This window comes from Streptomyces camelliae, assembly GCF_027625935.1.
In the GTDB taxonomy this organism is placed as follows: Bacteria; Actinomycetota; Actinomycetes; order Streptomycetales; family Streptomycetaceae; genus Streptomyces; species Streptomyces camelliae.
Window position 1 is genome coordinate 351,060 of sequence record NZ_CP115300.1, and the last position, 20,878, is coordinate 371,937.

Below are 20,878 nucleotides of genomic sequence, written 5' to 3' on the forward strand. Positions count from 1 at the left end.
CCAGTGATCCGAGTCGGCGACTCGTCGTTTGGTGCGGTATGCGTCGTCAGGTCCGAAGGTGCCGCCGTTGTCGGTGACTGATGGCCAGCGGACTGTGTCGGAGGGTTGCGCTTCGTCGCGGGCGCCCCCGAGCACCCCGACCAGGACGCCACCCGCCGCGCCGAGACCGCACCGGCCCGGCAGCCCTTCGCCGTGCTGTTCGGGTGTTCCGACTCCCGGCTGGCCGCCGAGATCATCTTCGACCGCGGTCTGGGCGACCTTTTCGTGGTGCGCACCGCAGGCCATGTGGTGGGTGCGGAGGTGCTGGGCAGCATCGAGTACGGCGTGGACGTGCGGGGCTGCCCGCTGGCCGCGGTCCTCGGTCACGACTCGTGCGGCGCGGTCGGCGCAGCCTGCGCCGCCCTGGAGAACGGCATGACACCAGCCGGATACGTCCGTGACGTCGTCGAGCGAGTCCCCCCAAGCGTGCTGGCAGCTCTGGCCGCCGGACAGGTCGAGTCCGAGGAGTCCTCACCGAGCACATACGGCACACCGCCGACCTGCTCCCGGACCGCTCCCGGGTACTCGCCTGTCAGGCCCCAGCCGGGCACGCCGCCGTGGTGGGCCTGTGCTACCGCTGGGCCGGCGGCAGTGCACAGCTCGTCGCCTCACACGGCCTGGATGCGGTCCCCGCCGCATCCTGATCGCCCCGGCGGTGGCCGCTCAGCGTCATGTATTGGTACGTGCGGTCACCATCGCAATGCCAGGTGCACGTCAAGGACCGGCGACGACCATGATCACACGGGTTCACGCGCCGCCTCACCGTCGGCCAGGTGCCGACTGCCCCAGGCACCGGCGGGTCAGGGCGTCTCCATTTCGTCGGGCTCAGGAGGCGGTGGGCCCAGGCACCGACGCCGTTCGGGGGGCCTGCCTGGGCGCCCACCGGATGCGCCTCTGGTGCGCTGCACAGCTGTCCGGCCCACATCCGACTGTCCGCACCGCCCATCCACGCATAAGCCCCTTCCCGCGACGCCGTCGCACACCGCCCGGCGCCATCGCCGCGGGGCAGAGGTGCCACCCGCTGCCCACGGGCGAGCTCGGCGGGCGCGGGAGCTGGACCTTTCGTAGATTGAAGAGTGAGCGACTGGCAGGCAATGCGTGTGACACCGAAGATCGACTACACAGGGGTGTTCGCAGCCCTTCCGAGCCCGTGCCTGGTGCTCAGCACGGACCTGGTGATCGCCGATGCCAACCGGGCCTTCTGCGAGGTGACCGGACGGCGCCGGGCCGAGCTGCTCGGGCAGTACCTCTTCGACGCCTTCCCGGACAACCCCGCCGACGCGGAGGCCGACGGGGTGGCGACGCTGAAAACCTCACTGCACCGTGTCCTGTCCTCCGGCCAGACCGATCACATGGCGTTGCAGAAGTACGACATCCCGGTCGCCGGCAACCCTGAGGTGTTCAAGGAGCGGTGGTGGAGCGCGATCAACGTGCCTGTCCTCGGCCCGGGCGGTAAGGTCGCCTGGATCATCCACCGGTCCGAGGACATGACCGACGTCGTCCGCGCCCGCCGCACCGCGCACCTGCCGTCGGTCAGCCCCGGCCGGGAGGCGGCCATGGAAGCCGAGCTGTACGTCCGGGCGCGGCAGCTGCAGCAGCTGAACGAGGAACTGCGGCAGGCCCACGCCCGTGAACGGCGCATCGCCGTCGCCCTGCAAGAAGCCATGCTCCACTCCCCGGACCTGGCCCGGCACCCGAACATCGCCGTGCGCTACCTGCCCGCGACCGGGTCACTGAACGTGTGCGGCGACTGGTACGACGCGGTCGACCTGCCCGCGGACCGCTTCACCGTCGCGGTCGGCGACGTGGTCGGCCACGGGCTGATGGCCGCCACCGTCATGGGCAGGCTCCGCAGCGCGCTGAGCGCCGCCACCCGCACCGTCCACGGCCCCGCCCAAGCACTGGAGGTCCTGGGGCTCTACGCCCGCTCGGTCGAGGGAGCACTGGCCGCCACCGCCGTCCAGGTCCTTGTCGACTGCCACAGCCAACTGCTCATCTACAGCAGCGCCGGCCACCCCCCGCCCGTCCTGCTGCACCCGGACGGCTCCTGCGAGCTGCTCGACCGGGCCACCGACCCACCGCTGGGCGCCCGCCCCGAACACGTCCCCCGCCCCCAGGCCAACACGCCCTACAACCCTGGCGACACCCTCATCCTCTACACCGACGGCCTGATCGAACGCCGCGGTGAGGACATCGACGCCGGCCTGACCCGCCTGACCTCGACGCTCGCCACCTGCACCGAGTTCGGCGCCGAACACCTCGCCGACGCCCTTCTCTCCCGCCTGGGCCTCGCCAGCGGCGCCGACGACGACATCGCCATCGTCGTCGTCCGCCTGGACCGAACGACCCGACCGTACTGATCAGGCCGATGTCGTCGCCGGTGTGCATGCCACTTGGGAGAGTGCCTTGTCCTGTACGGTCTGTCAGCGCAACGTCAGGGGTTCGTGCCCGAGGGTGGCTGTTGCGAGCGCGGAGGCACTGCTTGATCAAGTCGCTGGAGGCGCTGTCCCGCGGTTGCATTCGGTGGAGCCTTGCTGAGGGGGCCTTCCCGCGGCGAAGCCCCCCGATCGGCGTCGGCAGCGGCAAGCACCCACACGGCGCTCCTCCGACGGCAGCGCCGAACCACGTCGGCAGCCGACTGACCAGCTTCAAGTCCCGTCCCCGCCTGGCACGATACGGACGTCGTCGGACCAGCCCAGGAGAGCGACCGTACTCATCGGTGCCCCGCTGCGGACGATGTCGAGCCGGGAATGGTTCATCCGGCAGGGTGCGGCGTTCCTCACGAGGCGCCATCGGCAATCCGCTACCGGAAGCACTCGAAGATCACGTAACATCCAGGTCGAATTGACCAACTGCCGCAGTTACCCACTTAGTTGGAGATATCTCCACGCCTCGACCAAGGGTGACCGCGCAAGGGGGAAAGAAGAAACCAAGATGACGTCATCCACTCTCCGCCGACGCGTCGTGGGAACCGCAGCCACCGTTCTTCTGATCGGTGCCGGCGCTCTGGCGACCGCGCCTTCGGCGGCGGCCAAGGCCAACCTGCTGTCCATCGACAAGGTGTCGCTGCACACCCCCGGCCTGCAGGTGAAGGTCACCTACTCCTGCGACATCGGCATAGACCACGAACTCGTGGCCAACGCGACGACGCTCAACCACAGCCCCCACGACCAGTCCATCGCTGCGGGCACCGTCAAGAAGGACCATCTGGTCTGCGACTACAACGACCATGTCGCGCTGGTGACCATGCGCCCGGCCGCAGGCTCGCACTTCGACAAGGGGGACAAGGTCAAGGTCACCGTCTTCTACTTCGACAACGACGGCTTCAGGTACAGCGACGAGGAGACAGTCGCCGTCCTGTAGGAGGGCAGTACGCCTAGCCACCTACCCCCAGGGCCTCGCGCCTCCCGGGGCAGGTGAACTCCTACTCCGTCGGGTGAAGCGAACCCGGACGGAGAACCTCTCCCGGCGCCGACACGAGGTGTCCTTCCAGGCCCGGGCCGTCGACAATCCGCGCGGCGGCCGGGGCCCCGTGTCGGGGATACGGTCGACGTACGCGACGATGGCGGCTTCGCGGGTGGGAGGGCGCGTTGGGCCCTCCCATCCCTTCCTTGTAAAGAGGGCTCGGTGCTCAGCGCCCGAGTCCTGGGCTTTCTGTCCTACGGGCAGAACACCGCGAGGTTGAAGTCGAATCCCAGGGTCTGGCCGCCGCTGTTGGTGGTCAGGACGGAGACTTCGTTCGGGTGGCTGTCGTCGTGGAAGGTGTTGGCGTACCCCCTGAAGATCCCGAACTCGGATCCGATGGGTTCTGTCGTGGCGGTGAAGACGCACTTGCTGATGTCCCGGTCGAAGACGACCCGGTAGAACCCGTCGGAGACCACGGTCACGGATGTCGCGCCGCTGGACCGTTCCGCCACAAGTGTGCCGTCGCGTTGCACGAAGGCGAAGAGTTTCGTCGCGGGCGCACCCGCCGGGCCCTGGGGTCCGGCTGGTCCCACCGGGCCCGCCGGTCCGGCTGGTCCGGCCGGACCCTGAGGACCGGTCTGGTTCCACGTCACCGTGGTCTCGCCCGACCGGCACCGCTGGCCGGCCTCGAAGTCGATGAGCCTGAGCACGCCATTGGTGCGGGAGTAGCAGCCGGTGTAGACCCCGTTGGCGCCGGGGATATCGGCTCGCGCGACACCCCCGAGCAGGGTGGTGGTCAGGCCCAGCGCCAGGAAGGCGGTGGCGACCGGCTTGGCAGGCCTGAACCGGGACACCGGCGAGCGTGGATGTCGAGACATGGCGACGATCTCCAGGGAAGGAATGGTTGGGCCGGGATCCTCGCAAGGGGTACCCGGCCTTTCTCGCACCTTCGACCGAGCGGTCGCACTGCACCCCTCGAACGCAGCAGCGCCGTGCCGCCACCTGGAGCACTGTCCACCTGAGGCATTCAGCGTTCAACTGATCGTTTCAGAATGCCGAGCCTGGTCAGAGGGGACCGCGGGCAAAGGTCACGTCCGCTGGAGTGGTGTATCGACGGCCACTCGGTGATCTCTTCCTTGAGGCTATGCGGTGAGTTCGGTGGGCAGGACGGTCTCGTCGGTTTGCGACTCGATCGGGTGGAGGCGGGCCTTGGCCAGCAGGTCGAGTCCCATGTATCGGCGGGCTTCGGTCCACTCGTCGTTCTGCTCGGCCAGGACAGCGCCGACCAGGCGGATCAGGGCGGTACGGTCGGGGACGATGCCGACCATGTCCGTGCGACGCCTGATCTCCTTGTTCAGCCGTTCTTGCGGATTGTTGGACCAGATGATGCTCCAGACACTTAAGAAGGCTTCCCTGCCCCGCAGTTACCCGCACGAACTTGTTGCACGACGACAGATCGCGGAACTGGAGGCGGAACTGGCCGTCCACCGCCGTGCAGCGGACCTGAGAGGCATGGTGGTGCCCCCACTACGGAACAAAGTGCCCCAAAGTCGCCGCGAAGATCACCGATGACCTGGACCACCTGCTGGCGTACTACCACTTCCCTGCCGAGCACTGGATCCCTCTGCGGGCCACGAACCCGATCGAGTCGACGTTCTCCACAGCCAAGCTGCGGACCAAGGTCACCCGCGGGGCCGGAAGCCCGGCTGCAGCCCTCGCGAAGGTGTTCAAGCTCTTCGAGTCCGCCCAGGCCCGCCGGCGGGCGATCACCGGATCCCACCCTGGTGTCCCCGGGCAGCCTCCCCAGATTCCAGCTCACCGCAGCAGAGCAGACCGAACTGGGACACCATGCCGAACTCGACCCGAGCGCCGACTACGAGGTGTTCCAGCACAGATACCGATGGATGCGGTATCGCGGTGAGGAACCGAGCAACCTCACGGCCGACCAACGAAACAAGCCGTACCCAGGCCGGCTCATCCACGCGTATTGACAACTGCTCGACGCCAGTTTCCGGGTCTTCGATCACGCGAGCGGTCACGAACGGTCCGGATGCCGGGCAGGTCGCGGATCACTTCAAAGACACTCATGAGCACATCCGACTTTCCCGGCATCGGCGATGTCCCGCTCGCCGTCGGCCAGGCCCGCCAGTCGGCGCTGGCCCGGTTCGGTGCGCTCGGTGCGGCGGTGCGCTGCCTTCGGCTTCCTCGCCGTCGACCGCGAGTCCCGGCTGGTGCTGATGGCGGGCTGGGTGGCGGATCCGGCGCCGGAAGCCGTCAGGAGCTTCCCGGGCGCTGTTCCTCCAGGACGCTGACACAGCGGGCGAGCAACCCGGTCAGAGCGTCCCGCTCGGCATCGGTGAACTCGGCGGCGAGGGCCCGCTCGACGCGTACGGCGGCGCTGTCGGCCTCGGTCATGACGGCACGGCCCTCGTTCGTGAGACGGGTCTCCAGGACGTTGCGGTGCCACTCGTGCGGGCTGCGCACGATCAGGCCACGGTCCTGGAGATTCTTCAGGACCGTGTTCATCGTCGGCGGAGTGACACCGCACAGCCGGGCCAAGGCTGCCGCGGAGATCCCGGGGTTCTCGGAAAGGTGGACCAGCGCGGCGTACTGGGGCACGGTCAGCCCCGCCGGTTTCAGGACCGCCGTCTTGGTCGCGTTGAGGGCCTGCTCGGCCCGCTTGAGGTGGGAGCCGAGGCGCTCGGAGACGGGCATGGAGGTCACCGGCCCAGATTAGTACGCCTCGACTCGTCGTACGCGACCGAAGGTAAATACACGAACGATGATTAATGCATTGCTGAAGATTAGAGTTCTAATCTACGGTTGCACTCATCACCACTCATCACAGAGTTCACACCTCGACCGAGAGGCACTGCCGTGTCCATGTCCCGTTCGATCCACCGCCGTACGTTCCTGACCGGAGCGGCCGCAGCAGCCGTCGCCGTGGCCGCCCCCGGGGCGAGCGCGGCCACCGACGCCCCCCGCATCTCCACGGCCTTCACCCTCCCCGACGACCGTCCCTACCCCGAGGGCATCGCACTCGACCCGCGCACGGGCGACGCGTATGTCGGTTCCTTCACGACCGGCGCCGTCTACCGGGCCCCGGCCGGCAGCCGCGCGGCAGAGGTCTTCCTGCCGGCGGGCACGGACGGCCGTACGACGGCCAACGGGCTGAAGGCCGACCGGGCGGGCCGCCTGTGGGTCATCGACCACACCACCGGGATCGACGTCTACGACCTGCGCGACCGCTCCCTGCTGGCCCGCTTCGAGGTACCGGAGGGCGAAGCGCGCTTCCTGAACGACCTCGTGATCACCCGGGACGGCACGGTGTACGCCACCGACAGCGTGCGTCCGGTGGTCTACCGGATCACCCCCGCAGAGGTGACCCGCGGCACCCGCGCACCACTGAGGGCACGCTACGACCTGAGCGGCTCGGTCCCGTCGCACGGCCCGGACGCCTACACCCTGAACGGCATCGCCGCCGACCCCACCGGACGCCTGCTGTTCGTGGTCGACATGACCGGCGGCGGTCTGTACCGGATCGACACGCGCGACGACTCGGTCCGCCAAGTCACCCTGTACGGCGGCGACTTGACCCACGGCGACGGCCTGATCCTTTCCCACCGCACCCTGTGGGCCGCCCAGAACGCGATCAACACCCTGTCCCGCTGGCACCTGTCCCCGACCGGCACCGAGGCCTACCTGACCCACACCCTGACCGACCCGGCCCTCCAGATCCCCACCACCCTGGCCCACACCCCCCACGGCCTTCTGGTCGTCCGCTCCCAGTTCGACAAGGGCGGCCCCCTGGGCCCGGGGACGCCTACCCGACCGTTCACGGTGGCTCGGGTGACGGGGTTGTGATCGCCACGCCTCACCGACCAGGCTTCACCACCGGCGAGATCGACGGCTTCCACGGGGCAGCCGAAATGGCGTCCTAACCTGCGGCCGTCTCGGCGAACTGGTTGGTGTCGAAGAGCTTGTTGATGTGTCCGCCGAGTTCGGACCAGTGCCGTCCGGAGAGTTCGGCGGCAGCTCGGGCGTCACCGGTGGCGCAGACCTCCACGAGCTGGTCGTGGTGCTCGATGGTGTTGCGTCCGCCCAGCAACGTGGAGAACTTGCGGTACAGAATGCGGTGGATCTGCGGATGCAACTGCTCGACGATCCGGCTCAGTACGGGGTTGTCGGCCGCCATGATCGGCACGGCGTGGAAGCGGTCGTCGGCGGCGAGGGCGGCGTCGGTGTCGTTGGCGGCGACGGCCCGCTCGAAGTCGCGGTTGGCCTCGCGCATGCGCCGCAGGTCCTGCCCGGTCATGGCCGGCACGGCGGTCTCGATGGCCAGCTGGTCGAGGGAGCGCAGGACGGCCAGGGTCTTCTCCACATCGCGGCGATTGAGGGTGGTGATACGGGTGTAGACGCCAGGCTTGGCCTCGACCAGGCCGATGTCGGCGAGCCGGGCGAGCGCCTCGCGCACCGGTGTGCGGCTGAGGCCGAGGCGCTCGGCGAGCTCCCCGTCCTTGACCTTCTCGCCGGGAACGAGTTCGCCACGCACGATGGAGTCGCGCAGGCGATGGAACACCTCGTCGCTGAGGAGACGGCGGGAGACAGGGCGGTCAAGTGACATATTGTGTACAGTACATCGCCGCTTTCACTCGTCCTGTGGGGTGCTGCCTTCAGTCGTGGCCCGACGGACCAGCGCCTGGGCCAGGACGAGCGCCGGGTCGATGACGGGGACGTCCACGGCCTCCGCGGGAAGTCCGAGCGGGATTTCGGTGCAGCCGGCTATCACCGCCTGCGCGCCCTGCTCGGTCAGGCGCTGCGCAGCGCGGACCAGCAGCGCGGTCGTCGTATCGTCGCCGGTGCCGGCTTTCACGGCTCGGATGGCGGTCATGACCTCTCGGTCCTGGCTGGCACCTTCGGGCAGGACAAGGCGGATTCCGAAACGGTCCAGCCACTCCTGGTACAGGCCTGCGCGGACGGTGCCGGTGGTGGCGAGCAGTCCGGCGGTGTGGATGCGCGGGCTCATGGTGCTCAGGTGCCGGGCGGCTTCGCCGATCATGTGGACGATGGGCAGGCCGACATGTTCTTCGATGCGCGGGACGAAGGCATGGGCCGTGTTGCACGGGATGGCGATGACGGTGGCGCCGGCCTGGCGCAGGACACGGCTGCCGTCGAGGAGCCAGGGGGTGGGGTCGGGGCCGTCACCGAGCAGGGCCTCGGTGCGGTCGGGGATGGTGGGGTCGGACCAGATGACCGTACGGAGGTGGTCCTGGTCGCTGGAGCCGGGGGTGGTCGCGACGAGCTTGGCGTAGAAGTCGGCGGTGGCTGCCGGGCCCATGCCGCCGAGGATGCCGATGATCTCGGTGGTGGGGGTGGTCACGGTGCGGGTTCCTTCTGCAGGGCCGCGGTCTCGGGCTCGGCCGGGGTGTGGGGGGTTTCGCGGCTGACGCGTTTGGCTTCGCGCCGGTTCTCGGAGCTGTCGACGACGACGGCGGCGAGCGAGTTGCCGATGACGTTCACGCCGGTGCGGGCCATGTCGACGATGAAGTCCACGCCGAGGAGCAGAGCGATGCCTTCGGCGGGCAGGCCGATGGAGTTGCCGGCGGCGATGAGGACCACGATGGAGGCCGAGGCGACCCCGGCCATGCCCTTGGAGAGGATCACCAGCACGCCGACCATGAGCAGCAGGGCGGGCAAGGACGTGTCGGCGCCGTAGGCATTGGCGAGGAAGACGAGGGCCGCGGCCTGGTAGAGGACGGAGCCGTCGGTGTTGAAGGAGTAGCCGAGCGGGACGACGAACGAGGTCGTCGACCGGCTGACGCCGAACGCTTCGAGCTTGCCCATCAGCGGGGCCAGCACCGACTCGGAGCTGCGGGTGACGAAGGCGATCCCGGCCAGTCCCCCGATCGACTTCAGCAGTTCGACGTAGCGGATGCGGTAGACCGCGGCGATGAGCGGGAAGAGCACGCCGACCACGATGACCAGGCCGGCGTAGACGACGGCGATGAAGCCCAGCAGGCTGCGCAGGTTGCCGAAGCCGTAGTGGGCGACGTCGTAGGAGATGAAGCCGAGCACGCCCAGCGGCGCAATGCGGATGACGTAGCCGACGACCTTGAACATCACCGAGGCGACGGATTCCAGCACGGAGGCGAAGGGCTCGGACTTCTCTCCGATCGCGGCCATCGCGACGCCCACGAGGAGGGCGAAGACGATCGCGCCGAGCAGGTTGCCCTCGCCGAACGCGGCGAAGATGTTCTTCGGGAAGGCGTGCAGGACGAGTTCGTGGAAGTCGATGCCCTTGCTCAGGCCGTTCAGGTCCTTGGCGTCGACCGAGTGGACGGGGGCGCCCTTGCCGATGCCCGTGAGTCTGGCCAGGCCCACCGCGATCAGCAGGATGACGGTGGTGACGAGTTCGAAGTAGAGGATGGCCTTGCCTGCGATCCGGCCGACCTTCTTGACCGACTCCATGCGGGCGATGCCCAGCACGATGAGCGGGAAGACCAGGGGCAGGACGACGACCTGCACCAGGTTGAGGAAGACGTCTCCGAGGATCTTCATCTGCTCGCCCGCGGACGGGGCGAGGGATCCAATGAGTGCTCCGAGGCCGACGGCGACGACCGACTGGATGCCGATCGGCATCTTCAGACATCGCCGCCAGAAACCTGACGGCCCGGCGGGTGGGGCGTCTTCGCCGGCCGGGCTGGGGTGGATGGTGGTGTCCATGAGACCTCCTGCCATATGCAATATATTGCGTTCTGCATGTTGGCGGATAACACTGGCCTCGCAGGCGGTGGCCTGTCAAGGGGCCCCGCACCGGCATCCCGGCCCTTGGCCGGGCGGCAGTGACGAGGAGCAGCAGATGGCGCAGGCCACCCGCGTGGAGCACGACCTGGTGGGAGACAAGGAGGTCCCGGCCGACGCCTACTCCGGGGTGCACACCCCGTGCGGGCCGTGGAGAACTTCGCGATCAGGAGCGCCCATCGCCCGGTTCCCCGACCTGATCACGTCACTGGCCGCCGTCAAGCAGGCGGCCGCGCAGGCCAACCGCGGGCTGGGCCTGCTGCCGCCGGTCCTCGCCCGGGCGATCATCAGCACGTACAGGGAGAGCCGCGCCGGACGGCTGAGGAAGCAGTTCGTCGTCGACCCAGTCCAGGGCGGGCCCGGCACCTCCACGGACAGGAAAACGCCAACGAGGTCACCGCCAACCGGGCACTGGAGATCCTCGGCCACCCCCGCGGCCGCTACGAAGTGATCCACCCGCTCGACCACGTCAACCCCGGCCAGAGCACCAACGACGTCTACCCCACCGCCGTCCGCCTGGCCCTGGTCACCTCACCTCGCCGACTCGGCGGCTCCCTGGGCACCCTGGCCACGGCATTCACCGAGAAGGCGGCGGAGTTCAGCGGCGTGCTGAAAATGGGTCGTACACAACTGCAGGACGCCGTCCCCATGACGCTGGGCCAGAAGTTCACCACCTATGCCGTCATGATCGAGGACGACCGCCAGCGCCTGACCGAGGCCGCCGCCCTGCTGCCGGAGTCCCACCTCGGTGACACGGCCATCGGCACGGACATCAACGGCCACCCCCGCTACGCCGCACTCGCCTGCGCGTATCTCGCCGAGATCAGCGGCGACCCGTCCGGCCCGCGGGCGACCGCATCGAGGCCACCAACGACCTGACCGTCACCATGGCTGCCGAGGCGGGACAGCTCCAGCTCAACGCCTTCGAACCCGTCATCCCCTACAGCTTTCTGCGCTCCCTGAGCCACCTGCGCGCGGCCTGCGACACCCTGGCAACCCGCTGCGTTCAGTATCTGGGCGTCCCCGAACTCTACGACCGCCTGCACACCGTCGACGCGCGCCTACGACGATGTGCCGCTGTGGAACCGCCGGGACGCTCGGGTCAGTTGGGACTGCCAACTCGGCGAGGGCCGCCGGGACACCGCCGACTTACGGTCGACCAGCCGTCCAGGTTCTCGCGCCAGGCCGACCGATGTCCGCATCTGCGAGCTTTACCCCAAGGAGAAGCCCAGCATGACCACGTCCACCGACCCGTCCTACGTCGACCCGGCACTGATCCATCCTCGCGCGGTTCGTCTCGTCAACGCATTCAAGGATGCTCTGGCCCGCATGCGCGACGAGGAGGGACTGACCTTCGACGACCTCAAGGAAGTCGTCGGCCGCGGTGACGTGGCAGCGCACGTTCAGATCTGGAGCCGGGTGGGGTGGTCGTTGCCGATGCGTCGGCGGAGCCGGCGCATATGGTGCCAGACCGCATAGGCATGCAGGATCCGGCGCTCGGCCAGATCGGTGCGGGCCAGGACCACGGTGGTGATCCTGAACAACACCCTGAACGTCACAGCGAGTTGACCACGAGCCGCATCACGCGAAGCAACACCTTGATTCCCTGCGAGCCCTTGGCTAGGCGGGGTTGTCGCGGATCCAGTCGAGGCGCTCGGCGGTCTTGCGGACCAGCGGGTGGCCGGGGCCGAACACCCGGCGGTAGCCGTCGAGGCAGCTTTGCAGCAGTTGAGCCGCCTCCTGCCGTTGCCCGGCGTCCGTCAGGACGTTCGCCAGGTTGTCCCGGGCGTGGAGGGTGTCGGGGTGGGTGTCGCCGCACTGCCGGACCTTGCTGGCCTCGACCTCGCGCAGCAGGGGCACGGCTTCCGCGTAGCGTCCCATGGCGTGGAGCACGGCGGCGAGGTTGTTGCGGACCATGAGAGCGTCCTGGTGATCCCGGCCCCGGGCGTGCTCGTACTCGGCCAGGACGGTGCGCAGCACCGCTTGCGCCTCCTCCAGGCGGCCGAGCCGGACCAGGGCGGCGCCGAGGTTGCCCCGTGCGGTGAGCAGGGCTTCTTCATCGCGTTCGCTCTGGCGCTCCAGACGGACGATCAGCTCCCGCAGTTCCCGTTCGGCCTCCTGCCACCGACCCGCCTTGATCAGGGAGATCGCGTGGCCGTTGGCGGCGGACAGTGTGTCGGGGTGGTCCGGTCCGAACGTGTGCCTGCGGCGTTCCAGAACGTCCCTGCGCAGCGCGGTGGCCTCCGGCACGCGCCGCAGGTCCTCCAGCACCTCGGCGAGACGGACCGCGCCGGCGAGCGTGTCGGGATGATCGCGGCCCAGCAGCTCCGCTCGGTTGGTCCACACACTCCGCCACACCTCCTCCGCAGCACCGAGCTCGCCCGTCGTCTGCAGCAGCGCGGCCAGGTCGGCGGCGGTCGTGAGGGTGTCCGCGTGCGCGTAGCCCAGCACCCGCGCCTGCGCCCGCACCACTTCCGTCAGCCGCTCCCGGGCCTCCTCGCGGCGCCCCTTCACCCGCCCGAGAACCCGGGCGTAGTCGCGGAAGGCGGCCAGCGTCTCGGGGTGGTCCGGCCCGAGACGCTGCAGTTTGGCGTTGGCGATCAGGCCGAAGTGCTGGTCGGCGGGGACGGGGACCCGGGCGACCTCGTTCTCGGTCCCGTCCGGGCCGGTCAGCGTGGCGACCAACTCGGCCGCTGGCGCAAACTCCGACTCCGGATCCGCCTCGGGGCCGGGGTCGGGCTCGGTCGCACGGCCGGGCTCACGGCCGGGGTCGGGGTCGGGCGGGTCGTCCGGAGTCCTCGAACGGTCACGCCACCATCGGGCCATGTCGGATCAGCTCCCTTCGATCGGGTATCAGCAGATACCGGTGGTTCGTCAGGGCCCGGAGTGCACATGGGCGGCCCACAGGCTGGGAGTGCGGGGGAAGGCGGCACGGCACTCCCGGACGGCGTGGTGCAGGGCGACGGCGCTCCGCCCGGTGTCGAGGCCCGGGGAGTCGGCGGAGCGGCCCTCGCGCAGGCGGCGGTACAGGCTCCTGGCCACCCGGACGGCCACCGCGTCGTGCACCGGCCAGAGGGTTCCGATGGCGTGCGGGTATCCGGCGATCAGGAACGCGGAGGTGATGTGGATGGACTCGTCCGCCAGCCGTTGCGCGCCCCGCGCGGTCTCGCAGGCCGACAGGACCGCGAGCCGCGCCCCCGGCAGGTCCAGCCGGGAGATCTGCCGTACCGTCAGCGGCGCTCGTTGATGGTCGTGGACGAGCAGGCGGGCGTTCGACGGATCGTCCGGATCGCTCACCCCGTGGCAGGCGAAGTGCGCGTAAGGGTGCTCGGGCAGGGCCCGCACCACCCGGGCGAGTGTCGCGTCAGGGCCGGTGACCAGATCGCACGGCAGGAGTTTCGCCAGCTCCGCGACCTCCCGCCGGGCACCGTGCAACGGCCGCGCGCCTGGCGTCTCCGGCTGTGCCACTGCCAGCAGTCGGCCCGGTGGCACCGGCCCCGCGGCCCGCGCCCGGGCGTACGCCAGCGCGCGTACGGTCGGTGTGTAGGAGGAGATCACCCGGTCCAGGACGGCGCGGTGTCCGTCGTGATGGCCGGCCGCGTGCAACGGCAGCGCCGAGAGCGCGCCGCCCGGCGACCACCACAGCCGGGGCCAGTCGTCGCCGGACGGCGGGCCGAGCAGGCCGAGGCGGGCGAGAACGGGTTCGGCGACGTGGTCCCACGCCCAGCCCAGCACCTCGCCGAGCGTCCGCTGGGCCCGTTGTTCCCCAGCCGGGTCGGTGGCCGCCGTGAGGGCGTCGTCCAGCCGGGCCACCTGGTGGGCCACCGTCGCCGGGGTGACCTGCGGCAGCGGCACCACTTGCACTCCGTCCGGCCTCAGGACCAGCGCGTCGCTGCGATACCGGCTGCAGTACGCGAGCACCACCGGTCCTCTGTCGGCGCAGGCCAGCAGGCTGCCGAGGGCCGGTGCCGCGAGGAAGTCGGCGAAGCCGGGCAGGGTGCGGATGTGGGTGACGAGTCCTTCCCACTGGGCGGCCAGCCGGTGCCGTTCGTCGTCCTGCTGCTCCCCGTCCTGCTGCTCGTCCACCGCGTCCAGCTCGTCGATCCGGTCCCGTAACCGAAGGAAGAGCCCGGCCGCCTCCGGGTGGGCGCCGCGCAGGCGCTCCCAGTCGCCACGCAAGGCGATGGCCTGCCCGAGCAGCACGCCCCGGCCCTGCTCCAGCAGCAGAACGGCCCGTTCCGGCTCCCCGGCGTGGACGGCACACGCCGCCGCGTCGGCGGCCAGCCCGTGGACACCCGTGAGCCGGTGCTCCTGGTCGCTGCGCGCGAGCCGCCGCGTGACGCCGAACGGCAGCAGCTCCACGGCCAGCCGATATCCCCGCAGCGCCTCCTCCCAGCGGCCGGCGTCCGCCGCGGCCGCGCCCCAGTCGCGGGCCGCCCCGATCCGCCGGCCGGCCGGGAGGGCGGCGATCCGGGCGACCTGCCGGTAGGCATCCTCGGCCGCCAGCAGCACGCCCGGATCACCGGCGACGTCGTGCAGGGTGCGCAGGGCGCTCGCGTACGTCTGCAGATGGTTGGCGTGCTCGGCCTCGTTCTCGTCGGGCGCCCACACCGCCCGGCCGAGCGTGGTCACCGCCTGGTCCAGCACGGCCGGATCCTCCCGGGCTTCCGCCTTCGTGAGCAGCGCCTTGCCGAGGTTGTGCAGCAGCACGGGCAGACTCGGGTCGCCGTACGCCGTCGCGTCGACGGCCCGTGTCTGCAGCGCGATCCCCTCCTCCAGGTCGGCCGGGTCACCGGCCGCGCGGTACCGCTCGTACAGGGCGTTGGCGAGGTGGTTCGCCCGGCCGGTCCAGTGCGGGCTGTCCTCCGGGGTGCGGGCCAGCACCTCACGGGCTACCGTGACGGCCTCGGCCGCCGCCGAGGTGTCCCCGGTCCGGTTGTACCAGGTCTGGAGGACCACCCCGAGGTTGGCCAGATGGCTCGTGGATTCCAGCGGCAGGTCGCAGGACCGGACGGACTGCCGGGCCAGCTCGGCGGCCTCGCGCAGGGCGGCGAGGTCCCCGGTCTGGTGGTAGCGCTCGCGCAGGGCGACCGCGAGGTTCGCCACCTGGGTGGAAACGGCGTTCGCCAGCAGGAAGGGCTGGTCGGGCCGGCCGTCGGCCAGGGCCTCCCGCAGCGCCTCGATGGCCTCGTCCAGCAAGGCCGCGTCGCCCGTCCGCTCTCCGAGCCGGTGCAGGGCGTTGCCCAGGCTGTTCAGTCTCAGCCGTCTGTCCCGGCCGCCTGGGGGTGTGTGCCGGACCGCGGCGCGCAGCAGGTCCACCGCCTCGTGCAGCAGCGCCGTACCCCCGCCGTTCTCGGCGGCCAGCCTCAGTGCCACGCCCAGACTGGTCTGCGCGGTCAGCCGCGCCGGGGCGTCGGTCCGCCCTGGGGCCTCCGCCAGGGCCGTCCTGGTGACACGGAGCAGTTCGTCGACCGCGGACTCGTCGGGCGAGACCTCCACCCACGTGCGCAGCGCCGCACCGAGACCGTTCAGCACGGAAGCGCGGTACCGCGCCCCCGGCGGGCTCTCCGCCAGTGCCGCACGCCGCAGTTCGAGCCCTTCGATCAGAGTCTCCGGGTCTCCTGTCCGGTCGAAGGCGTGTTCGCGGGCCAGCGCGAGACCGTCCATGACCGACGGGCGTTCCGGGGCGCCGGGCGGGAGGTGGCTCAGCGAACCCCGGAACGCGCGCTCCGCCTCCGCCAGGTCGCACGGGTCGCCCGCGTGCTCGAACCGGATGACGAGCGCCTGGCCGAGGGAGTCCAGTGCCATCGCCCGGTTGTGGCTGCGGTCCGGCGGGACGGCCACGGTCCGGCGCAGCGCCCCGATCGCCCGGTCCAGGTCCTCCCGGCGCCGCTCGTCGTCGAAACGTCGGCCCAGCGCGACCCCGAGGAAGAGCAGGTCCTGCTCCGCCGCATCGTCCTCGGTCGTCGCCTCGCCGCACAGCGCGATCAGCTCGTCCCGGTCGTGGTCGTCGCTGAACGCCGACCAGCGGAGCCACAGGCCCACCCGCAGATTCGCCGAGGAGCTGCGACGGCCGCGTTCGTCCGGCGCCTCGCGCAGGGCGGCCCGGTACCACTCGACCGCCCGGTCCAGATCCCGGCGATCGTGCGTGCGCCACCAGTGGTCCAGGTGCGCGTTGGCCGCATCCGTCGGATCCGGCGAAGCGGTCCGCTCCTCGTACGACATGTCCGGCCCCCCGTATGCCGTGATGACGCCTTACGATATCCAACTGCCCGCAACCGCACGGTCGTTATGCTGACCGCACAGCGGAGGGAGGCAGTGGTGGTGGAATCCGGACCGGGCCACGAGCGACTCGGGGAACTGTGCCGCAGGCTGACGGCGACGCCGGCCGAGCTGACCGCGGACGCCCGTATGCGCGGACTCGTCGACCACATCCTCGCCGAGGTGCGCGCCAGCCGTCCGCCGGAGGAACTGGAGGACTCCTTCGACGAGGTGGAGGAGCTACTCCTCGCCGCCGGGCACAGCGCCGGCCTCGGCTCCTACCGGACCACCCCCGGCTCGTACGAGCGCCTCCCGGGCGCCGGCCACGGCCACCCGCCGCTGTATGTGCTCGCCTGCCCCCTGGGCCACTGCGCACGCGTCGAGGCGCCCGCCGCCGACGCAGACCGGCCGCCGCGATGCCGTGTCTTCGAGCAGCCGCTGCGCGAGATCACCCTGCGGCCGTGACCGCCTTCCTCAACACGCTCGGCGGGCGGCTCGCCGAACGCTGGATGTCGCTGCTGGCGATCCCCGGTCTGATCTACCTGGCAGCGCTCGCCTGCGCCATCACCCTCGGCCAGCGCCACTGGAACGAACCCGGACGGCTGCGCGCCCGGCTCGACGCCCTGGCCGCCGCCCCGGGCGCCCACAGCCCGGGCGGCGTCGCGGTCGCCGCGATCGCCGTCCTGGCCGGTTCCGCGGCCGTCGGAGTCGGCGTCCAGGCGGTGGGCACGTGGTGGGAGAGGGCCTGGCTCACCGATACGCGCGGGCCCGTCACCCGTCGGCTGACGGCCCGTCGCCGACGCCGCTGGGAGGCCGCCGACAGCGCCTACCGCGCCGCCCTGGTGGCCGCCGGACGCGCCACGATCGCCGGCGCCGACGACGCCGGTCCGCTCACCGAGGCCGCCGAACGCCACTATGCCGCCCGCGCCCGCATCGCGTTCGCCGTGCCCCGCTACCCGTTCTGGGCCGGCGACCGCATCACCGCCCCCGAACACCGCGTCTGGCGCGCCTACCGCCTCAACCTCACCGCCGCCTGGCCCCACCTGTGGCTGCTCGCCCCGGACGGCACCCGCCAAGAACTCTCCACCGCGCGTACCGCCTTCACCTCGGCCTGCCGTCTGCACGCCTGGGCCGTCGCCTATCTCCTGCTCGGCGCCTGCTGGTGGCCCGCCGCGGTCATCGGCGTGCTGGCCGCCGCCACCGCGGTCCCCCGGGGCCGCTCCGCCGCCTCCGCCTTCGCCGACCTCGCCGAAGCACTGACCGACCTGCACGGCAAGGACCTCGCCCTGGCCCTCGGCATCCCGTGCGACAGCGGCCTCACCCAGGAGGTGGGCACGGAGATGACGCGCGTGCTGAACAAGGGCGTCGCCTAGAGGTCTTGAACGGCGCGCAGGGCCCGGTCCACCCGGAGCATGGCCGCAGCGTCGACGGGGCCGAGGCGCTTTGCTCCCTCGAACCGGTTGACCCGTAGGTGCGTGATGCTGACGGCGACCGCGGTGCACGGGATCGGATCGCCGATCACCACTGACATGGCCGTGTCGCGGTACCGGCCGCTCTCGTGCAGCTTCCTGTCGGATGGGGCGATGCCGAACCGGCCCACCCAGGGTGGCCGTTGGCTGTCCTACTCGGTCGGACTGACATTCACCGGCTGTCCTCGCTGAGCCGTTCAGGCGGCCGGCCGAGCAGAGGCGCCCCCCGTCCTGGCTGGACGGGGGGTGCCTGCGCTGCTTCCTGGGTCAGGCCCGCGTGCGGCGGCGGCGCAGGCCCACGACGCCCAGTGCCCCGGCTCCGGCCAGGAGGAAGGCGCCGGCCGCCGCGGCGATCGTGGACGTCCCGCTGCTTCCGGTCTTGGCCAGCTGCGAGCTCGCCCCGGACGTGCCGGAGGTCGTGCCCGAGGTCGCGGACGGGGCCTCGGCCGAGGTGGACGGCGAGCCGGAGGGGGCCGGGGTCGCGGAGGCCGTCGGGCTCGGGACGGGCGTGCCCGGGTTGGATCCGGTGGAACCCGCCGCGAGCACCGTCAAGGTCGCGCGGTCTCCGCAGGAGGTGGTGCCGCGGAACGGTATCGACCCCTCGTTGACGAATACACAGGGCTGCACAGTGGCCTTCCCGGTGGGCGTGTCCTTGCGGTAGGTCACCCGGACCTTGGCGACCGTGCTGCTGTGCGCGGCGAGGGAGGCGTCCTTGCCGATCACGTCGAACCCGTACACATCGGCCTCGGCGTTCGAGGTGAGGGGTTTGAGGGTCTTCCAGGTCCCGGAGCGCAGCACCTGCACGGAGGCGTACCTGTTGGTGATCAGCGTGTCCGTGACGTTCTCGTACCTCGACGCGGTGGGGTTGGTCACCGTGGCCTCGAAGCTGACGGCGGAGCCGCCGGCGGTCACGGTAGCAGGGACGCCGGACAGCCCGGTGCTGAGGCCGTCGACCTTGATGGTGTCGTCGTCGGTGCCGGTGGCTGCTCCGGAGGAGCCGTAGGAGACGAGAGTGGTCAGCTTCAGCCGCTGGGTGCCGCCGTTGCTGTCACCGTTGTGCGGGGTGCCCATGGGTACCCCGATCCGCAGCTGCACGGTGCGGGACCGGCCCGCGGCGAGCGGGAAGGTCTCGGGTATCTCGCCGGAGAACTTCTCGTCGGCGTACGTCAGCGGCACCGTCTTCCACGCCGTGCCGCTGAGCCGGTACTGCAGGCTGACGGCGTTCGACGGCAGGCCGGCTCCCCCGTCGATCCGGTAGATCAGCCGCGCCGACGAGGTGTCGTACGCGCCGGTGTTGGAGACCTTGGTGGTGAAGGCAACCGGCAGGCCGGCCAGTCCGACCTCCGCGGGCGCGGCGGTGGCGACCGCCAGCGTCGGCGGCTGCGGTTCGCCGGCGGAAGCGGTCGGCGCGAGGCCGAAGCCCGCGGCGGCCAGCAGCAGGGCCGTCCCCGACACCGTGACCGACGAACGGACCTTGTGTGCAAGCGTGTTCAACGTATCCCCCCGGGTGCGTGTCGCGCAGTGTCGCCGCGCTCGGTGGCGGCGGGCAGTGTGCCGTCGTCACGCACAGTTGGACCCAAGGGCCCGGCAGCCAGTTGTGCTCTGCCGTGTGACAGTTCTGTCACCGAAGGAATCGAGCTTGCTGCGGCTGTCTCCGACAACCGACGGACTGGCCTCGCGCTTTCGCGAGGTGAGCCGTCCGATAATTGATCGAACCGCAGCTTGATCCCCTCCGCGGCCGCGTAGCCGAACACGTCGACCAGGGTCCGCGGCCGCAGGCCGGGCTGGTCGGGGACGGCGAAGCCGCGCTCGCCGACAGCGGGTGGCTCGCCGCTTGCGCGTACGACTACGACCTGCGGCGCCTGTTCACCTTTCTCGCTGCCGAGGGGATGACCTGACGGGAGTTCCGCGACCCGGACGCCTTGCACCTGCCGGCGTTCCTCAGGCGGGCGCCGTCGCGTCGACCCGCCCAGCAACTGGCCCTGACGATCGTGATCGGCGCCCCGCAGGCGCCGGGCAGCCTGCTGACGCGGCGACGGTGAACCGAATCCTGGCCGCCGTTTCCAACTTCTACGACTGGACGGTGGTCGCCGAGGGGTACGACGGTGACTCGGCGATGCAGAAGCGGCTTGACCCGGCGCTCGCTCAGGTACCGGACCGGCACCAGCCGTTCGTGGGCCGCGCGAGCCCTCAGCAGCCGACGCGCCGCACGGTGTCGGTCAAGCAGCCGAGGCGGCTGCCGCGTCCGGTGGACGAGGCAGTGCTGGAGCAGCTCATCGGGAGTCTGAAGCGGCTGCGTGACCTGGCTGTGTTTCTGCTGATGCTGGACGGTGGGCTGCGGCCGGGCGAGGTGCTGTCGCCGCACCAACGTGACTCGCCGCCAGCAGGTTCGTCCAGCACACCCCGAGGCTCGGGACGGACCTGAACCTGGTCGACGGGCTGAACGAACGCCAGCAGCAACTCGGCTATCGCAGTGGCCGGTCTCCGCTGACCTGGGGAATCGCCCGCGTGTCAAGTAGCTCGCCGTCGTGCCTACGTCCCCCGGCTCGGTACGGAGTCGCTCCCGTGAACGTGCGTCGGAGCCCCGCCCGGGCTGGGGATGAACCGCGGGCACCCTCCCGCCCGGTAACCCCGTGAACCTGTTCAACGGGATCCCAGAAAACATGTCGACACCCGCGAACGCTAGGGTGACGGGCGCCTGGCGGTTGCCCGTCCAGGCAGCCGGGCTGTCGGCACAGGACCTCTTCGCACACGCGCGGGGGCTCTCGGCAGCTTCGGCCCAGCGCCCGACGACGACGTCGCCCTGCTCCTGCCGAGCGCGCCGACGTGGTGAGAGAAAGGTACGTGTGTTCCATGTGCAGCGCTCGCCAGCGCACTGGTATGACGCATGTCGCACCCAGGCC

General features: G+C 70.6%; 18 protein-coding genes and 3 pseudogenes. 12 read left to right on the forward strand and 9 right to left on the reverse strand.

Features of this window, described 5'->3' with window-relative positions; all coding sequences use genetic code 11:
- Positions 1-105: 105 nt before the first annotated feature.
- The 3 genes and pseudogenes from O1G22_RS01685 to O1G22_RS01695 all read left to right on the forward strand — a co-directional run bounded on the left by O1G22_RS01685 (position 106) and on the right by O1G22_RS01695 (position 3,402).
- Positions 106-683 (forward strand): annotated as a pseudogene (locus O1G22_RS01685) (carbonic anhydrase).
- Between the two features lie 456 nt (positions 684-1,139).
- Positions 1,140-2,399, forward strand: a complete 1,260-nt coding sequence (locus O1G22_RS01690) for a PP2C family protein-serine/threonine phosphatase (protein ID WP_270079620.1) — start codon at positions 1,140-1,142, stop codon at positions 2,397-2,399.
- Between the two features lie 574 nt (positions 2,400-2,973).
- The gene (locus O1G22_RS01695; RefSeq protein ID WP_270079621.1) at positions 2,974-3,402 is read left to right on the forward strand and encodes a hypothetical protein; all 429 of its coding nucleotides are present in this window, start codon (positions 2,974-2,976) and stop codon (positions 3,400-3,402) included.
- Positions 3,403-3,698: 296 nt separating this feature from the next.
- On the opposite strand, the gene O1G22_RS01700 is transcribed toward O1G22_RS01695, so the two are convergent.
- Both O1G22_RS01700 and O1G22_RS01705 read right to left on the reverse strand, forming a co-directional pair.
- Entirely contained in the window at positions 3,699-4,322 is a 624-nt protein-coding gene (locus tag O1G22_RS01700; RefSeq protein ID WP_270079622.1) for a hypothetical protein, read from the reverse strand.
- Between the two features lie 264 nt (positions 4,323-4,586).
- A pseudogene (locus O1G22_RS01705) lies at positions 4,587-4,841 on the reverse strand (transposase); the annotation flags it as partial.
- Between the two features lie 131 nt (positions 4,842-4,972).
- On the opposite strand from O1G22_RS01705, the pseudogene O1G22_RS01710 reads away from it, so the two are divergent.
- Positions 4,973-5,224, forward strand: a pseudogene (locus O1G22_RS01710) (transposase); the annotation flags it as partial.
- Positions 5,225-5,718: 494 nt separating this feature from the next.
- Here O1G22_RS01710 and O1G22_RS01720 read toward each other — a convergent pair.
- A complete protein-coding gene (locus O1G22_RS01720) occupies positions 5,719-6,159 on the reverse strand; it encodes a MarR family winged helix-turn-helix transcriptional regulator (protein ID WP_270086293.1) in 441 nt (146 codons plus the stop codon).
- A gap of 168 nt (positions 6,160-6,327) precedes the next feature.
- Here O1G22_RS01720 and O1G22_RS01725 point away from each other — a divergent pair, with 168 nt between their 5' ends.
- On the forward strand, positions 6,328-7,308 hold the full coding sequence (locus tag O1G22_RS01725; RefSeq protein ID WP_270079623.1) for an SMP-30/gluconolactonase/LRE family protein: 981 nt from the start codon (positions 6,328-6,330) through the stop codon (positions 7,306-7,308).
- A 73-nt stretch (positions 7,309-7,381) separates the two neighbouring features.
- Here the strand turns inward: O1G22_RS01725 and O1G22_RS01730 are convergent, their stop codons facing one another.
- The 3 genes from O1G22_RS01730 to O1G22_RS01740 are packed head-to-tail and all read right to left on the reverse strand — an operon-like array spanning position 7,382 to position 10,167.
- A complete protein-coding gene (locus tag O1G22_RS01730; protein ID WP_270079624.1) occupies positions 7,382-8,068 on the reverse strand; it encodes a GntR family transcriptional regulator in 687 nt (228 codons plus the stop codon).
- 24 nt (positions 8,069-8,092) lie between these two features.
- Positions 8,093-8,824, reverse strand: coding sequence for a cysteate racemase (gene cuyB, locus O1G22_RS01735; RefSeq protein WP_270079625.1), 732 nt, complete (start codon positions 8,822-8,824; stop codon positions 8,093-8,095).
- Positions 8,821-10,167, reverse strand: a complete 1,347-nt coding sequence (locus tag O1G22_RS01740) for a dicarboxylate/amino acid:cation symporter (RefSeq protein WP_270079626.1) — start codon at positions 10,165-10,167, stop codon at positions 8,821-8,823. The genes cuyB and O1G22_RS01740 overlap by 4 nt, the downstream gene beginning before the upstream one ends.
- Positions 10,168-10,303: 136 nt before the next feature.
- On the opposite strand from O1G22_RS01740, the gene O1G22_RS44460 reads away from it, so the two are divergent.
- From O1G22_RS44460 to O1G22_RS01750, 3 genes are all read left to right on the forward strand, one after another.
- Positions 10,304-10,696 carry a hypothetical protein gene (locus O1G22_RS44460; RefSeq protein ID WP_333492495.1) on the forward strand — a complete coding sequence of 131 codons (393 nt, stop codon included), beginning with the start codon at positions 10,304-10,306 and terminating at the stop codon, positions 10,694-10,696.
- Positions 10,663-11,124 (forward strand): lyase family protein, encoded by a 462-nt coding sequence (locus O1G22_RS44465; protein ID WP_333492474.1) that lies wholly within the window; start codon positions 10,663-10,665, stop codon positions 11,122-11,124. Before O1G22_RS44460 ends, O1G22_RS44465 begins: the two co-directional genes overlap by 34 nt.
- Positions 11,125-11,478: 354 nt before the next feature.
- The gene (locus O1G22_RS01750; RefSeq protein ID WP_270086693.1) at positions 11,479-11,724 is read left to right on the forward strand and encodes a hypothetical protein; all 246 of its coding nucleotides are present in this window, start codon (positions 11,479-11,481) and stop codon (positions 11,722-11,724) included.
- Positions 11,725-11,865: 141 nt separating this feature from the next.
- On the opposite strand, the gene O1G22_RS01755 is transcribed toward O1G22_RS01750, so the two are convergent.
- Both O1G22_RS01755 and O1G22_RS01760 read right to left on the reverse strand, forming a co-directional pair.
- Positions 11,866-13,071 carry a tetratricopeptide repeat protein gene (locus O1G22_RS01755; RefSeq protein WP_270079627.1) on the reverse strand — a complete coding sequence of 402 codons (1,206 nt, stop codon included), beginning with the start codon at positions 13,069-13,071 and terminating at the stop codon, positions 11,866-11,868.
- 48 nt (positions 13,072-13,119) lie between these two features.
- Complete coding sequence (locus tag O1G22_RS01760) at positions 13,120-16,470, reverse strand: CHAT domain-containing protein (RefSeq protein ID WP_270079628.1); 3,351 nt, start codon at positions 16,468-16,470, stop codon at positions 13,120-13,122.
- A 96-nt stretch (positions 16,471-16,566) separates the two neighbouring features.
- Between O1G22_RS01760 and O1G22_RS01765 the strand changes: the two genes are divergently transcribed.
- Positions 16,567-16,971, forward strand: coding sequence for a hypothetical protein (locus tag O1G22_RS01765; RefSeq protein WP_270079629.1), 405 nt, complete (start codon positions 16,567-16,569; stop codon positions 16,969-16,971).
- Complete coding sequence (locus O1G22_RS01770) at positions 16,968-17,879, forward strand: hypothetical protein (protein ID WP_270079630.1); 912 nt, start codon at positions 16,968-16,970, stop codon at positions 17,877-17,879. The genes O1G22_RS01765 and O1G22_RS01770 overlap by 4 nt, the downstream gene beginning before the upstream one ends.
- A gap of 363 nt (positions 17,880-18,242) precedes the next feature.
- On the opposite strand, the gene O1G22_RS01775 is transcribed toward O1G22_RS01770, so the two are convergent.
- Positions 18,243-19,469, reverse strand: coding sequence for an LPXTG cell wall anchor domain-containing protein (locus tag O1G22_RS01775; RefSeq protein WP_270079631.1), 1,227 nt, complete (start codon positions 19,467-19,469; stop codon positions 18,243-18,245).
- Between the two features lie 212 nt (positions 19,470-19,681).
- Between O1G22_RS01775 and O1G22_RS44710 the strand changes: the two genes are divergently transcribed.
- Entirely contained in the window at positions 19,682-19,873 is a 192-nt protein-coding gene (locus O1G22_RS44710; protein WP_428986305.1) for a hypothetical protein, read from the forward strand.
- Between the two features lie 140 nt (positions 19,874-20,013).
- Entirely contained in the window at positions 20,014-20,400 is a 387-nt protein-coding gene (locus O1G22_RS01785) for a site-specific integrase (protein ID WP_270079632.1), read from the forward strand.
- The last annotated feature ends 478 nt before the right edge of the window (positions 20,401-20,878 follow it).

Bases quoted from the DNA above. Each gene is read 5' to 3' on its own strand.
- O1G22_RS01695 (WP_270079621.1), top strand. From the start codon at position 2,974: ATGACGTCATCCACTCTCCGCCGACGCGTCGTGGGAACCGCAGCCACC.
- O1G22_RS01700 (WP_270079622.1), bottom strand. From the start codon at position 4,322: ATGTCTCGACATCCACGCTCGCCGGTGTCCCGGTTCAGGCCTGCCAAG.
- O1G22_RS01720 (WP_270086293.1), bottom strand. From the start codon at position 6,159: ATGCCCGTCTCCGAGCGCCTCGGCTCCCACCTCAAGCGGGCCGAGCAG.
- O1G22_RS01725 (WP_270079623.1), top strand. From the start codon at position 6,328: ATGTCCCGTTCGATCCACCGCCGTACGTTCCTGACCGGAGCGGCCGCA.
- O1G22_RS01730 (WP_270079624.1), bottom strand. From the start codon at position 8,068: ATGTCACTTGACCGCCCTGTCTCCCGCCGTCTCCTCAGCGACGAGGTG.
- O1G22_RS01740 (WP_270079626.1), bottom strand. From the start codon at position 10,167: ATGGACACCACCATCCACCCCAGCCCGGCCGGCGAAGACGCCCCACCC.
- O1G22_RS44460 (WP_333492495.1), top strand. From the start codon at position 10,304: ATGGCGCAGGCCACCCGCGTGGAGCACGACCTGGTGGGAGACAAGGAG.
- O1G22_RS01750 (WP_270086693.1), top strand. From the start codon at position 11,479: ATGACCACGTCCACCGACCCGTCCTACGTCGACCCGGCACTGATCCAT.
- O1G22_RS01755 (WP_270079627.1), bottom strand. From the start codon at position 13,071: ATGGCCCGATGGTGGCGTGACCGTTCGAGGACTCCGGACGACCCGCCC.
- O1G22_RS01760 (WP_270079628.1), bottom strand. From the start codon at position 16,470: ATGTCGTACGAGGAGCGGACCGCTTCGCCGGATCCGACGGATGCGGCC.